This window comes from Microvirga sp. jy35, from assembly GCF_056148915.1.
Genome location: NZ_JBWBEW010000023.1, coordinates 61,503 through 76,466, shown reverse-complemented (window position 1 = coordinate 76,466; position 14,964 = coordinate 61,503). Strand labels below are relative to the sequence as shown.

Genomic DNA, 14,964 nt, shown 5'->3' with positions numbered 1-14,964 from the left:
GACGGGCAAGCGGATCCGGCAGCTTCCCATAAGGGATCAGTTCCTGGCTTGATCGAGATCAAACGAGTGCATCGGATTGTGCCGGTGCACTCAGGACCCGTTCATATCTGGGCTGATGCTCATCAAGCTTACCTGGGTAAAGCTTCTCGCCTAGCCGACTGTATGTGTGTCAGCGCACTGCTTATGCTGAGCCTGCACCGCAGTCGGCCTGGTGAGCGGATGGCGCGGCTGCGATCATGGTCTGCACGAAATTTCAAGGGCTACGATGCAGAAGCCGAATGGCTGCTCTTGGCACTGGGCGGAAGTACGCCAAAGGTCCGCTTGAGCTAGGAACATCGGACGCTCCAGAGGGCAGGCGAACTCTACTGCCTGACCCTAAGCCGATTTTGATTGGTCCGGGACCATAGGCGTGTACACGACCCTGTCATGGCAACGGAGTTGGTGCGAGCGCTCCCCAAATGCTCGTCAGTATTCGAGGGCACATCATGGCTCATTCTAAGATGTAGGATCGGCCGTTGGACGGAGGGCACAGTTCGCGCCGAGCGGCGTTGACACTGTCTTTCCCGGTAGGAATGCTAGGGCATGGCACGCAAGCGAAACCAAGAGACCGCCGACATCCTCCAGGACGCGATCCGCAGGGTGGCCCCGTCGCGGCGCGACGTCGACACCGAGGGCCTCCGGCGCTACCTAGGGCTGCCCGAGCACGACGGGTTCGTCGACGACGACCGGGTGGCCTCCGCTCTCACCGAGATGCGGGGCCTCAAGGAGTGGGTTGCAACGGGGGCCAGAGAGCTCACCAAGGCAGTCCCGTCCCTGCGCTGGTCCGAGGGCGTGGAGGGCGCCGTGTCGTGGTCCGTGCGGGTCGGCCTGCCGCTCCTTGACGACGGCCGCATGGAGCTGCGCCTCATGCTGCCACCCACGCCGCAGATGCTCGAGATCCTGCACGAGATGGCGGTCCGCAACGACCCGCGCCACCGCTTCGACGAGTTCAAGGCCGAGGTCGACTGCGTTGAGCGGGAGACGGGGAAGTCCATGCACCGGGTGGTCAACCGGCTGCGCGAGGACGTGCGCGCGGACCTCGCCGAGGTTGGCTCGGGCGCCGCGAGCTACGCCGAGCACATGGATCATGCCCTGCGCTCGCGCCAGTACGCGTTCTCCCCGGACCTGGTCCGGACCTTGCCCGACAAGTTCAGGGAGCTCAGGGCCCGCGCGAAGAAGCTGGCCCGCCAGGATGCCGGCATCCGGAACCCGCGCGAGCGGGTCGGCTTCGGCACCTACATCGACAAGTTCCGCCCTGCGCGCGGCATGGCCCGTCAGATCGTCTTCCACATGGGCCCCACCAACTCAGGCAAGACCCATGCCGCCTTGGAGAGGCTCGCGGCGGCCGGCACGGGCGCCTACCTGGCCCCTCTGCGGCTCCTGGCCCTGGAGAACTACGAGGCCCTGCGCGACCGGGGGCTCGACGCCGGCATGGTCACCGGCGAGGAGGTCTTCGGCGACCACGGCGCCACCCACGTCTCTCGCACCATCGAGACTGCGGATCTGCAGCACACCGTCGAGGTGGCGGTAATCGACGAGATCCAGATGATCTCCGACCCCGACCGCGGCTGGGCCTGGACCAACGCGCTCTTCGGCATCCCGGCCAGAACCGTGATCCTGGCCGGCTCCGACGATGCCCTGCCGTACGTTCGCCGTGCCGCTGAGGCTACCAACGAGAGCCTTGAGGTGGTCGCCTTCGAGCGCAAGACTCCGCTCGTCCTGCTCGACAAGCCGGTCCCCCTGGAGGAGGTGAAGGCCGGCGACGCCGTCGTGGCCTTCTCGCGCCAAGCGGTGCACGAGCAGCGCGAAGTCCTCGTCGGCCTGGGGCACACCGTGGCCACCATCTACGGGGCGCTTTCCCCCGAGGTGCGCCGCGCGGAGGCCGAGCGCTTCCGCACCGGAGAGGCCGAGGTGCTCGTCACCACCGACGCCATCGGCATGGGGCTCAACCTGGGCCCCCTGCAGCGGGTCGTGTTCTCCGCCCTGCGCAAGTACGACGGCAAGGAGGATCGCCCGCTCACCAACCCCGAGATACGCCAGATCGCCGGGCGCGCCGGCCGCTTCGGCCACCACGACGTTGGCTACGTGGCCTCCACTACGGAGGAGGGCATCGATCAGATCCGCAAGGCGCTCGCCGGCGCCCCGGCGGCGCCCGCCGCGGACTCGCGCTTCTACGCCCGCCCCGACCTTGTAGCGATCAGTGCGGCGGCCTCGGAGCTGCGCACCGAGAGCCTGCATGAGGTGCTCACGCACTTCGCACAGGCCGCCTTCTACGAGGGCTCGCCATTCCAGCCCTCGGATATGGACGCAATGCTGCAGACTGCGGAGATGGTCGACCGCACCAGGCTGAACCTGACGCAGAGGTTCGCCCTGTCGGTGGCGCCCATCGACCAGCGCGATGAGCTCTCGTTCCAGGTGCTCAAGGGATGGACGCAGATGCTGGCCTCAGGCTCCGGCGTTCCGGCGCTGCGCAGCAACCCGTTCGCTGACCTCGACCACCAGGAGCGCACGGTCCGACTCGCGGGGGCCTACCTGTGGCTGTCGCGCCGCTTCCCGGACGCCTTTGACGACGCCGACCGAATGCGGCAGGTGCGGGCGCAGGCCAACGAGGCTATCGAGCGCTATTTGCAGGAGACCGCCACGAAGCGGGTGGCCAAGCGGGCGACCGCAGGACATAGGGGCTAGATCAAGGGTTCACGGCTTGCTCCATAGGCTCCGGAATGAGTGAGGGCTGCTAAGAGCGTGCGCCGCCGGCAATCGCTTCGCGGCCAAGTGTGCATGCTACCATCCGGTTTCATAAACAGCATTCCGCGAGAGTTCACCACGGGCTCTAGGCCGGGAAGGTCTCAAAATGGCACATTTGCGAAGTAGATTGAACCTCAGCTCACGAGGGAAATACCGGACGTTCCTGTGAGGCACAGTTCATCGCATTTGGTCTAATGCAGACCCTTGGCTGGTTTGAGTACCGCAAAGGGGGCTGGCTCCGAAATTCAGCCGTCGAGTCGCCTGCTCCAATCCTCTACGATCCCGGTAGCGAGACGGTTTGCGGCATGATCCCGCCATCCCTGAGCAAGGGCTGGCAGTTCTGAAATTTGGCGAAGGGCGTCTGCATTCATGGTGTCAACGTAGAAGTGATGCCACACCCGATTGATCGTCCAATACTCGTTTGTGCGTTCCACCAGCTTCAGACCGTCACCTGGGGACACGATCCCTTCTTCCAGCACCCGGTAGTACCAGCCTGTTCGGCCTGTGACCTGCACGCGTCTGGACATTCGGATGTCGGCGAAGCGTTCATTCAGTTTCCAGCATGGTTGGCGGCCTTGGCTGACCTGAACCAGAGCGTAGCCTAGGCGGAAGATGTCGCCTATTGCGACGTCGGCTCCGGTCAGTCCTATAGTCGAGACATTCTCCCCGAAGGCTCCAGGTTGATCGAGAAGGGCATGAGGACCGACTTCGGTCTTCCATGAGGCATAATGATCGAAGGGATAATGATGCACGGCCTTCTCCGGACCGCCATGGCGCACCGTGTCCCCTTGTTCATCCCCCCGAAACCCACTGCGGCGCAGGAGCACGGGAGCCGTAACCGGAGCCTTGGCAATCCCGCTCGGCGCTGCCCGCTTCCCGAGCGGCCTGACGCCCCCGATCAGCAGCCCCATCAGAGGAAACGGTAAGTTCGGCATCATCGTGCGCCTTGGAGACCTGCCAGCCATTCCTCAAGCAGCGCGCCAGCGGCTAACTGAAGATCGTTGCCATATCTCTGGGCATCCTGGCGCAATCCCGGAACATTGATCCCTGCTCCAGCAAGTTCTGCCGCATGCCCTACAAGCCACCGCTCAAATTCCGGCCCAGTCTCGGCTTCGGGGTGGAACTGGATGCCTAGGATCGTCTCACCGATCGAGAAGGCCTGCTGCTGCACCAGCGGGGTGGATGCAAGGTTCGTTGCGCCTTGCGGCAGCGCATAGGTGTCGCCATGCCAATGAAGCACCGGCACGCCTTCGAGATGCCGCAAGGGGCTTGTCCGCCCCGCGTCCGTCAGATGGATCGGCGCGAAGCCGATCTCCTTGACCCCTGCCGGAAACACCGGAGCACCGAGGGAAGCGGCCATCAACTGGGCGCCGAGGCAGATGCCAAGGGTCGGGCGTTTGGTCTCAAGGCGCTTCGTGATGAACGCCCGCTCGGTCTTCAGGAACGGGTAGATCGCGTCCTCATAGACGCCGATCGGTCCTCCGAGAATAACGAGAAGGTTGGGCTCGATCGGGTTTTGCCCAGGAAAGCCTGGGTCGCCGACCGTCACATACCGGATCGCGTAGCCTGCCTCGTTCAGCACAGGTCCAAAGGTGCCGAGATCCTCGAACGGAACGTGTCGAAGCACAAGTGCGGTCCTTGTCATCGCGTTGCCCCACCTGGGTTCCGTGCCAGCCTCGTTAGAGGAGCTTCCCAGGTAATGGCTGAGAAGTTCCCGATCCATGACGTGATCCTGCTCACCGCGGGAGTTGTTGCGCCCGCTGGGTCGATGAGGCCAATTCTTGTCATGGTTCTCTCTTCGCTGCTAAGTATAATTCTCTAGAGGCTGGGGTCGGAGCAAACAACAGCTTAGGTGCGTCGGGGAGCGAGGGTATCAGGCTCCGAACTAAATCATACATCGCGGTATGCCGGGATCGCAGCAACCTCCGATTCAGTGCGCCAGAGGCCCACGTACCCGGTCGTTAGGCCTCATATGCGGGAACGAAATATGGTCTAGATAAGCGGACCGCTGGGGTGCAGCGATCCGCAGCCATGGAGTTAACGACCAGCCGCTTTCGCTGCTTTCTCGATCACATCGGCAACCTTTTCTGGCTGTGAGGCAAAGACAGCATGGCTAGCCGCGATTTCGGTTACATCGCTGCCGGCACGCTTCGCCATCTGCCGCTCAAGGTCGGGATTAATTGAGCGGTCCTGGGTGGCGACGACCGACCAACTCTTCCTGGTCTTCCAGGCAGGATCACCAGCTTTTGCAGAGAATGCTTCCTTGGAGGCGAAGACCTGCGACTTCGCGAGGAATGCCGCCTCGTCCTTCGGCAGGTCGGCGGCGAAGTCGTTTGCGAAGGCGGCGGGATCAAGATAGAGGTATTTTCCGTCCTTCGTCTCGCGAATATTCATGCCGCCAGCTGGCTTTGAGCTGGCGAGGCTAAGCAGACTTTCACCTTTGTCCGGCTGGAAGGCCGCGACATAAACGAGGCCTACGACATTCTGATTGTGTCCGGCCTCGGTAATCACCATGCCGCCATAGCTGTGACCAACGAGCAGTGTTGGACCATCCTGCAGGTCCAGTACGCGGTTGGTCATAGCGATGTCGTCGCTGAGCGAGGTGATCGGCTCCTGCACGATCGTGACGTTGAAGCCTCTCTTTTCAAGGATTTCGGTCGCTTTGCGCCAGCCGGAGCCATCGGCAAGCGCGCCGTGCACGATGACAATATTCTTTACGTCGGCGGCCTGAGCAGCGAAAGCAATCACGCTGGTAGCAAATGCAAGTGCGAGGGTGGCCACATTTCGGCGACTCATAGGTTCAACTCCTAGGGTTTGGGATTGAGATAAGTGGTTGGTTTAACCGAAGGTGAAGGCATAAGCCTCCACGCCGGATTCGAGGAAACGGATCTCGAAGTTCCGCGCTTCCACGTCGCCAGACTGGCGGACGAGTTGGTAGAGCCTGGTTGAGCTCACTGTGCCGTTGCCATCGGCATCAATATCCGCACCACGGTCGGCTCCAGGTGCCCTGCCGTCAATCGTCACCTGGAAGCGGACCGGTTTGCCGGACCCACCGGGGCCGAGAACGAGATGCAGGTCGCGGGCGCTGAAACGGTAGACGATACTGCCGTCCGGCTGGTCGAGCGTGGCCTGCTCCGCACCGATGGTCCAGGTGCCGGAAAGGCTCCATTCGTTGAGGTTCAGCTTCTCGATCGAATACTCGCGGGCGGTGTCCGCGCGCAGGCTCTCCCGCGAAGTGAAGTTGGTGGCGCGTTTGTAGCCGAGATATGTTTCACCCGATCGGATGTTCTTCAGGTCCGGGCTGGCCTCAGCGCCCTTCGCATCCGGCGCCACCGGTGCACCTGTCGTCATCTCGTTGCCTGCTTCGTGCAGCAGGTCCTGGATCGCCTGCTCGGTCTGACGATAGTTGCCCTCTCCGAAGTGGTGGTAACGGATCTGCCCCTTGGCATCGATGAGGTAATGAGCCGGCCAGTAACTGTTCTCAAAAGCGCGCCAGATCTTGTAGTCGTTGTCGATCGCGACCGGATAGCTGATCTTGAAGTCACCAACGGCTTGTCGGACATTGTTGATCTTCTTCTCGAAGGCGAATTCAGGAGCATGCACGCCGATCACGACGAGGCCCTGGTCCTTGTACTTTTCGGCCCAAGCGCGGACATAGGGCGTTGTCCGAATGCAGTTGATGCAGGAATAGGTCCAGAAATCGACGAGAACGACCTTGCCACGCAGACCTTCCGTCGTGAGCGGCGGCGAGTTCAGCCATTCGACTGCACCGTTCAGCGACGGCGCACGTCCTTCGACAGGCAGGTCGCTGCGGAACGGCCGCTTCGTATCGACAGTCGTGATAGTGCTATTGCTGGCGAACTCAGATCGAACGCCGGTATTGGACTTTGCATGCAGTCGGTCGAGCACAGCCTGTTCGAACGAGGCAGTGCTCGCGTAGGAAAGGCGTGCCAGAAGGCCGGTATCAAGGCCGAGAGCAATGGCGGCTACGCCCGCCAGGACCGCAGCGCCAAGCACTTGGCGGATCCGTTCGCTGACACCAAGCGAGCGCTTCATGCCCGCAAAAATCTTGCCCCCGATAAGCAATGCGACGGCGAGAGAGGTGGCGGCGCCGGCTGCGTAGGCGGCGAGCAGGAAGGTGGTGTCGAGATTAGCGCCCTGCAGCGCAGCACCCGTCAGCACGAGGCCGAGGATCGGCCCTGCACAGGGTGCCCAGATCAGGCCCGTCGCCGTGCCAAGTACGAGAGAGCTCGCCACAGTGGGAGCGGAACGGGATCGGCTGGAGGCATTTAGCAGCCGATTGCCGAAATCCACGACCGGCTGGGTGATGGTGCTCGCAACGCGAGGTGAGAGTAGGCTTACGCCGAAAACGCCAAGGAGCAGGAGCGCCACGAGACGACCGTATTCATTGGCATGAATCGCCCAGCTGCCGCCGACGGCCGCAAGCGTTGCGACAAGTGCGAATGTACCGGCCATGCCGCAAAGCATGGGCAAGGTGCTTCGGACGAAGGGCTGTCCGGCGCAGGCGAAGACGAAGGGAAGGATGGGGAGGATGCAGGGGCTGAGGATAGTCAGTGCCCCTCCGAGATATGCAATGATAAGAAGCGTCATCATCGTTTCCTTTGAAACCGACGTCCAGGCTCCGGACGGCGATGCGGATCGACCAGCGGTCGGGCCTATCTAGTCGACGTGACGTATCCCGGATGTGTCCGGGTTCGGGGTGAAGTGTATCCCAGTGTAGGATTTGTCCCTGACGCCAGAGAGTGAGACAGCGGGCCGTTAAGGAAGGTGGTCCCGTCTGCACGACGGTCGCTGCATTGTATCAGAATGTATCTTGGGGGCCCAATGCTACATCCATATTCAATAGCGGATCGCATGAGACACATCAGGGATACATCCTGCCGTCTTTCTTCCGACCGTGATCAACGCAGCTCGGAGAGAAGCCCGTGTCCAACGACATCGATTACCAGCGCCGCCACTTCTTAGGCGCGGCCGCCATGACCGCCGCAGCCTTCCATCTCGGTGCCGTCTCCTCGGCTAAGGCGCAATCCGCTGCGGCCTTGCCGTCGGCCGCTGTCAAGGCCGGTACGCATACGTCATTCGAGGCTTTGAAGCAGATCAATGCCGGGGTGCTGAATGTAGGTTATGCGGAAGTTGGTCCTGCAAATGGCCCGGCCGTCCTGCTGCTGCATGGCTGGCCCTATGACATACACACTTTCGTCGACGTCGCTCCAACCCTCGCTTTAGCCGGCTATCGCGTCATCATCCCCTACCTGCGCGGCTACGGCACGACACTCTTCCTATCCAAGGATACACCACGCAACGGTCAGCAATCAGCACTTGCCGCCGACATAATCGCACTGATGGACGCGCTCGGTATCGAAAAAGCGATTGTTGCCGGCTGTGATTGGGGGGCTCGCACCGTTAACATCATGGCAGCGCTGTGGCCGGAACGCTGCAGGGCAATAGTGTCGGTAAGCGGCTACCTAATTGGAAGCCAGCAGGTGAATAAAAGGCCGTTACCGCCGGCGGCAGAGCTCTCCTGGTGGTATCAGTTCTATTTCGCGACCGAGCGGGGCCGCCTGGGTTATGAGGCGAATACGCGCGATTTTGCCAAGCTGATTTGGCAGACAGCATCGCCGACCTGGAAGTTCGACGACGCGACCTTTGAGCGATCGGCTGCCGCCTTCGATAACCCGGATCATGCCGCGATCACCATCCACAACTATCGATGGCGGCTCGGTCTTGCGGATGGAGAGACAAAATACGACGCCTATGAGGAAAAGCTCGCTAGAGCTCCGATCATCAGCGTGCCGACCATCACGATGGAGGGCGATGCCAATGGCGCACCGCATCCTGATCCGGGAGCCTATGCCAAGAAGTTCTCCGGGAAGTACGAACATCGCACGATCAACGGCGGCATCGGCCACAACCTGCCGCAAGAGGCGCCACAGGCTTTTGCCCGGGCGGTCCTTGACGTTGCTCAATTCTAGGCCATGACCGGCTGAGGCGAGGACGTTTCTCCGCTTCGCGGCGGTCACTTCCAAGGGTAAAGAAGAGCGCAGTATGGGGTCCTACTAAGCGAGGAATTTGAAGTGTCGTCTATGGAGCATGTCGACCATATTCTGATTGTCGATGACGACCGCGAGATCCGCGAGCTGCTGCAATCCTATTTGCAGAAGAACGGTTTGCGAGCAACAGTGGCTGCCGATGGACGTCAGATGCGCATCTTCCTGGAAGCCAACACCGTCGATCTGATCGTCCTGGACATAATGATGCCAGGTGACGACGGGCTGGTGCTCTGCCGCGAACTGCGGGCCGGCAGGCATAAAGCGATCCCGATCCTTATGCTGACGGCCCGCAGTGACGAAATGGATCGCATCATAGGCCTCGAGATGGGCGCCGATGACTATCTTGCCAAGCCGTTTGCTGCGCGCGAACTGCTGGCACGTGTCAAGGCTGTGCTGCGCCGGACGCGCATGCTCCCGCCTAACCTTCAGATCAGCGAGGCCGGGCAGGTGTTGGCTTTCGGCGATTGGCGGCTCGACACGGTCGGCCGCCATCTCCTCGACCGGCAAGGCACCGCGATCGCTTTGAGCGGCGCGGAGTACCGCCTGTTGCGAGTCTTCATTGACCATCCTCAGCGCGTTCTTAGTCGAGATCAACTCCTCAATCTGACCCAAGGCCGTGACGCCGAGCTGTTCGATCGTTCCATTGACCTTCTGGTCAGCCGTTTGCGCCAGCGGCTCGGCGATGACGCGCGCGAGCCGACCTACATCAAGACAGTTCGCAGCGAGGGGTATGTATTTTCCGTTCCCGTCGAGATTTCGGAGCCGCGGCCATGAAGGATAGAGATACCGTCAGCTCGTTTCCGTGGCCGAGCACGCTGCGTGCCCGCATCTTTTTCATTCTCTTCGTCGGGCTGACGGTCGCTTATGGTCTCTCTTTCGGAGTGCTCTACCTGGAGCGCTACATGGCGGCGAAGGCAGTGATGCTCGGCACGCTCGAGAATGATGTCGCAACCTCGATCGCTGTTCTCGACCGGCTGCCGGCGAACGAGAGAGCAAACTTCATCGACTGGCTCAGCCGCGGGAACTACCGTTTCGTCTTGGGCGAGGGGCTGAAGGGCGTGCCGGACACGTCACCCCGGAGCGCCGAAATCGCCGCTAGGATCGAGGAGGCGGTCGGCCATCGCTATCCGCTGCGGGTCGAAGCCATTCCCGGACAGGTGGTGCGGCTTCAGGCGCATCTAACGCTCAGCGACGGAAGTCCACTGACGATCGATATCACGCCGCGGGGCGTCATGCCCGTTGCGGACTGGTTGCCTTACGTTTTCGTCCTGCAGATGGCGCTGCTCGTCCTGTGCGCCTGGCTCGCCGTCCGGCAGACGATCCGGCCGCTAAGCGCGCTTGCCGCTGCCGCCGATTCGCTCGATCCGAACCGACGGGGGCCAGCCCTTAGTGAGGCAGGGCCGAGCGAGGTCGCCCATGCAGCCAGGGCCTTCAATGCTATGCGCGAACGGATTGCTCATTATCTGGAAGAAAGGGTGCAGATTCTCGCGGCAATTTCTCACGACCTTCAGACACCCATTACCCGAATGCGGCTGCGCGCCGATTTGGCGGACGACTCACCCGAGAAGGACAAACTCGTTAGCGATCTAAGCGAGGTCGAGCGACTGGTGCAGGACGGCATAGCCTATGCCCGCAGTTCCCATAGCAACGGCGAGAAACCCTCCCGTATCGATCTTCCCTCGTTTATCGACAGCATCGCCTACGATTACCAGGACACCGGAAAAGCGGTCATCGTCCTCGGTGTCGTGCAGGGCACGATCATGACTAAGCCGCATGCCCTGCGCCGTATTCTAACGAACTTCATTGACAATGCCCTGAAGTTTGCTGGCAGCGCCGAGATCGGCGTTGAGCGAAGAGAGGATGATCGAACTGTTATTACGGTGCTAGATCGCGGCCCGGGTATTCCGGAGGACAGGCTGGAAGCCGCCATGCAGCCCTTCTTCCGGCTGGAGCCATCCCGCAACCGCGAGACCGGCGGCACGGGGCTTGGGCTTGCCATTGCCCAGCAGCTGGCGGCGGCAATCGGCGGCTCGGTTCGGATCTATAACCGAGCCGATGGTGGATTGGCGGCTGAAGTGACGCTTCGTTGACGGGAAATCCCGGCACCTTGTACGGGACAATATTCCTCCAACTTGTTGCTACGCTTTGATACACTTTCGGCAACTCTAGAAATATGCCGGATACGTCGACCTTCCATATCACTCCCCGTCAGTGGATGTCGCTGTGAGCGACGGAATAAAGGAGCGTTCCATGACGAAGATCGAAAAGGTCCTCTACACCGGAAAGACCCACACGACCGGCGGGCGCGACGGCTTCGCGCGCAGCGACGATGCACAGCTCGATGTTAAGCTGTCTCCTCCGGGCACAGTCAAGTCGGGTACCAATCCCGAACAGCTCTTCGCTGCCGGCTGGTCGGCCTGCTTCATCGGCGCGATGGGCCTCGCTGCGGGCAAGCGCAAGTTGAGGCTCCCTGCGGACACTGCTGTCGATGCGGAAGTCGATCTGGGCACCACAGAAGGCGCCTATTTTCTGCAAGCCCGCCTGAATGTCAGCCTGCCGGGCTTTGATACGGAACTCGCCCGGGAGCTGATCGAGGAAGCCCATCAGACCTGCCCCTATTCCAGGGCAACACGCGGTAATATCAATGTCGAGCTGTATGTCGCGTGACATTTATTCCTCAGCTATGGAGGTTTCGATGAAGCGCATTATTGCAGGCATGCTGGCGATCGCCATTCTTGCGGCACCTTGTGCTTATGACGCATTCTCGCCGGAGCCCTCGCCGCTCGCCGCTCTCTTCGCGATGTCAACGATCTTTGGCAATTTACAACAATGATCACGACTGCGTAGGCCGCCCCTGTTTTGCGGGGAATGCTCCTGCAAACGGCAATGACTTTGAATGAGGCGCTATTGCAGATAGCCGCCTCATTCGACCCGCCGATACATCATACGTAAGGACCAGCGAGCCATTCGAGCCGCAAATCGGTTCTATGGCACGACGCGGCCAAACAGCGGGGTGGCGGCGAGGAGGCTCCGGCGGCCGGGGTGGTCGTCTGTAAGGGTGTTTGCTAGGTGTGATCGCACTACATTGGACAACTCAAGTTCGTGCGCCGAGCCTGCTGGGTCTTCACACCGTTCTTTGTAGTGGGCATAGACGGCGTGCAGCCTCCACGCCGCGAGCGGAGCAGCGTTGGCGCCGATCGCGGCCGAAGCTTCCTGCAGGGCTTGTTTTGCCAGGGGCAAATCACACGATGCTAAGGCCAGCCTCGCCGTTGCCTCACTGGCGAGAGCGCGCCAAGTCCTGTCCGGTGCGCCATAGGCCATGTCGTGGAAGCTCTTCGCGGAGTCGCGCACTTCATCCATACGACCCGCCGCCAAGCAGGCGTCGGTGAAACCCCATTCGAGCGCCAAACCCCAGTGCCAACTGGTCAAGCTCCGGCTCTTGCGCACCATCGTGCGGGCGGTCGCCAGCATTTCCCGTGCGATCTCATGATGTCCAAGGCCGAGTTCCGCGATGCCGCGAACGGCCATTTCCACCTGGCGCTCGTTCGGTGAGAGTTCAATGGAAGCTGTTGCCTGGACCAGACCCATGGCCTTGTCGCAGAGGCCGATGGCCGCAGTGAAGTCGTGCAGATGGAGGTGGAAATAGGCCTTGTAGAACAATAGGGTGCAAGCGCGGGCGACGTCGCCATTGTCGAGAAGGCTTGCGATGCCGTGGTCGAAGATCGTAAGCCCTTTCCCCAACCGGCCGGCATACATATAGGCCGACGGCTCCAAAACCCGTGTGAGCCAAAGCGGCAAGCCCAGGTCTACGCGCTGGCTGCCCCCCTCCGTTGCGAGCGTGTCAAATGCCGAACGGATGGTCGTCGCCGCCTCCTCATAGTGCGAGGACATGAAGAGCATGAGAGAATAGTCAACCTGGCTCGCACACAGCGCCACTAGGTCTCCATGCGCCTTGATGATGTCGAGGGCGGCGCTGCAGGCCTGCGCTTCCCGATCATTCCATCCGGCGGCCCAGCTGCGCCAGGCATGGGCGAAGGTCTGGATCCGTGCGCGGGCCACCGGGTCCTCGAGTTTGGTGCTGCGTTCGATCGCTTGGCCGAGGACGTCGGACGCCCTCTTCAAGTCAGTCCAGCCGAGCGTGTAGCCCAAACCCAGCAACGCGCGGCATTCAACGTCGAGACGCCCTATATCCGCGGCCTTATCAGCCAGATCGCTGTAGGTCTCCAGCGTGCGCTTGTCGAGCATACCGGCATAGACCCTAGCGAGGTCTTCGAGCAAGTCGAGGTGGACATCGGTCCCGTCCTGCCCGGTGAGGTTCGAGACGATTGACAGGGCTTGCTCAAGGGCGGTCGCCGCTTCCCGGGCCGCGAAACGCTTAAGCGCGTTTCGTGCAGCCAGCCGTATGTAGTCCACGGCTTTCGCCCATTGCTCGCCGATTAGGAAGTGCCGGGCGAGGACCGACGCCACCGATGAGCGGTCGCTCCGATGGATCTCCTCAATCCGGCCGCCGATGCTGGCATGCGCCAGCGCACGACTGGTTGCACTCTGACCGTCGTAGATCACTTCCCGGAAGACCGCGTGACGGAAGACGTAGGATTGCACCTGGCGGCTACCGGGTAGGAGAGCGATGTCGGCGCGTTGGACGAGCGTCCCGGTCCGGGCGAGATCGTCGCAGATGAGTTCAAATTCTGCCTCGCTCAGCGGCGTGGCTACATGATTGATCGCAGCCGAGAAGGGCCCCTCCGTGAGACTGGCGGCATTCAGCACCATCCGCGCTTTAGGCCCGACCTTCTCGACGTCGGCCTCGATGATTCGCGCGAGGCTCGGAGGAACGTGACGCGAAGGCCAGCCCAACTCTTCGGACACAATCCAGCCGTGGGATCCAACAGCTGCCAGGCCCTCCTGGACGAGGTGGTCGAGGGTCGCGGTCATGTAGAGGGGGTTGCCCTCGCTCTTGACGTGCAGGTGGTGCGCCAGCTCGGACGATGCCCGACTGCCGGCCAAGCCGGCCAGATAGTCGAGCACGTCTGGCTCGGAGAGCGGCTGTACCGCGATTTCCTTAGCGAGGTGATAGAGCGCGAGCGATTGGCACAGAACCCGGGCCGGCTTCAAGGAAAAGAAGTCACCGGCCGTGCGAAGGGTTGAGATTACCATCAGGCGCGATGGAAGGCGGCGGGCGGCGATGGCGTTGATCAAATCGAGCGTCGGCTGGTCAGCCCAGTGGATATCTTCGAAGACGATCACGAGCGGCCGGTCCCGCGAAAGATCCTGCAGGAGGTCGCTCAGTTCGCGCATCATGCGGTGAGGGGTCGCCCCCAATGCCTCATGATGGTTCCGATGCTCGCTCGTTTGCGGCGCCAGCCAGGGCAGCTGGAGCAGCCATGTCGGCGCAACCCTCGCAAGACGCTTGGTGAATTCGTCGGCTGGAAGCGTCCGCGCCAGTTGGGCGAGGATGTCGAGAACCGGATAGTAGGCATCGGACTCCGCACTGCCTGGCAAGCACTTGCCGACCACGGCCACCGCATCCGCCGCTGGAGCGTCCTTAAGGAACGCGTTGACGAGCGCCGTCTTGCCGATTCCGGCGTCGCCGGTTACGAACGCCATGACCGCTTCGCCGGCCGTCGCTGTCTGGAGCATCGCCGCCAGGTCGCGCAAAGCGTCTTCGCGCCCGACCAGAACGATGTCCGAATAGTCCGTGGATGTCCGTGCCGGACGCGTCGCCCCGAGCAAAGGGGCGATGAACCGGTAACCGCGGCCTCTGACCGTTTCAACATAGGCCGGCTGCTCAGGGTCGTCCTCGAGGGCCGCCCTCACCTGTAACACGTAGCCCTTGAGGGCCTGAGGATGAATGAAAATGCCAGGCCACAGCCTGCCTAGGAATTCCTCGGGCGCAATTAGCCGGCCGGGGTTGTCGACCAAGTATTGGAGAAGATCGAAGGCCTTGGGCCTGATTGGCACATCTGTCCACTGGCCGTCCGCAGACTGACGCAACAGCTTGTACTCGTCCCGCTGCAGCGTGAACGATCCAAAATAGACCTGCTCTTCGGAACAAGGCAGCTCATCCATTCCCGATGCAGCTCCGCGCACTTAAACCCAAGCGCGCCAACGA

General features: G+C 61.7%; 12 protein-coding genes. 7 read left to right on the top strand and 5 right to left on the bottom strand.

Translation table 11 applies throughout. The features are described 5' to 3' along the window. The coding region (locus tag AC0QTX_RS17165) for a hypothetical protein (protein WP_474605025.1) at positions 1-330 on the top strand (330 nt) is incomplete at its 5' end. Between the two features lie 252 nt (positions 331-582). Next, positions 583-2,724, top strand: coding sequence for a helicase-related protein (locus AC0QTX_RS17160; RefSeq protein ID WP_474605024.1), 2,142 nt, complete (start codon positions 583-585; stop codon positions 2,722-2,724). 305 nt (positions 2,725-3,029) lie between these two features. Here AC0QTX_RS17160 and AC0QTX_RS17155 read toward each other — a convergent pair whose 3' ends face one another. The 4 genes from AC0QTX_RS17155 to AC0QTX_RS17140 form a co-directional block, all read right to left on the bottom strand. Next, the gene (locus AC0QTX_RS17155; protein ID WP_474605032.1) at positions 3,030-3,719 is read right to left on the bottom strand and encodes an MOSC domain-containing protein; all 690 of its coding nucleotides are present in this window, start codon (positions 3,717-3,719) and stop codon (positions 3,030-3,032) included. After that, entirely contained in the window at positions 3,719-4,429 is a 711-nt protein-coding gene (locus AC0QTX_RS17150; RefSeq protein WP_474605023.1) for a glutamine amidotransferase, read from the bottom strand. Before AC0QTX_RS17150 ends, AC0QTX_RS17155 begins: the two co-directional genes overlap by 1 nt. Before the next feature lie 392 nt (positions 4,430-4,821). Further along, the gene (locus AC0QTX_RS17145; RefSeq protein WP_474605022.1) at positions 4,822-5,580 is read right to left on the bottom strand and encodes an alpha/beta hydrolase; all 759 of its coding nucleotides are present in this window, start codon (positions 5,578-5,580) and stop codon (positions 4,822-4,824) included. 42 nt (positions 5,581-5,622) lie between these two features. Beyond that, complete coding sequence (locus AC0QTX_RS17140) at positions 5,623-7,395, bottom strand: cytochrome c biogenesis protein DipZ (RefSeq protein WP_474605031.1); 1,773 nt, start codon at positions 7,393-7,395, stop codon at positions 5,623-5,625. A 386-nt stretch (positions 7,396-7,781) separates the two neighbouring features. Between AC0QTX_RS17140 and AC0QTX_RS17135 the strand changes: the two genes are divergently transcribed. From AC0QTX_RS17135 to AC0QTX_RS17115, 5 genes are all read left to right on the top strand, one after another. Next, positions 7,782-8,777, top strand: a complete 996-nt coding sequence (locus tag AC0QTX_RS17135; protein WP_474605030.1) for an alpha/beta fold hydrolase — start codon at positions 7,782-7,784, stop codon at positions 8,775-8,777. 111 nt (positions 8,778-8,888) lie between these two features. Further along, positions 8,889-9,629 (top strand): response regulator, encoded by a 741-nt coding sequence (locus tag AC0QTX_RS17130; RefSeq protein ID WP_474605021.1) that lies wholly within the window; start codon positions 8,889-8,891, stop codon positions 9,627-9,629. Continuing rightward, the gene (locus AC0QTX_RS17125; protein ID WP_474605020.1) at positions 9,626-10,945 is read left to right on the top strand and encodes an ATP-binding protein; all 1,320 of its coding nucleotides are present in this window, start codon (positions 9,626-9,628) and stop codon (positions 10,943-10,945) included. The genes AC0QTX_RS17130 and AC0QTX_RS17125 overlap by 4 nt, the downstream gene beginning before the upstream one ends. A 160-nt stretch (positions 10,946-11,105) precedes the next feature. Then, positions 11,106-11,522: an organic hydroperoxide resistance protein gene (locus AC0QTX_RS17120; RefSeq protein ID WP_474605019.1), complete on the top strand. Its 417-nt coding sequence runs from the start codon at positions 11,106-11,108 to the stop codon at positions 11,520-11,522. A gap of 28 nt (positions 11,523-11,550) precedes the next feature. Next, complete coding sequence (locus AC0QTX_RS17115) at positions 11,551-11,688, top strand: hypothetical protein (RefSeq protein WP_474605018.1); 138 nt, start codon at positions 11,551-11,553, stop codon at positions 11,686-11,688. A 152-nt stretch (positions 11,689-11,840) separates the two neighbouring features. On the opposite strand, the gene AC0QTX_RS17110 is transcribed toward AC0QTX_RS17115, so the two are convergent. Continuing rightward, on the bottom strand, positions 11,841-14,921 hold the full coding sequence (locus tag AC0QTX_RS17110; protein ID WP_474605017.1) for an AAA family ATPase: 3,081 nt from the start codon (positions 14,919-14,921) through the stop codon (positions 11,841-11,843). Positions 14,922-14,964: the final 43 nt, after the last annotated feature.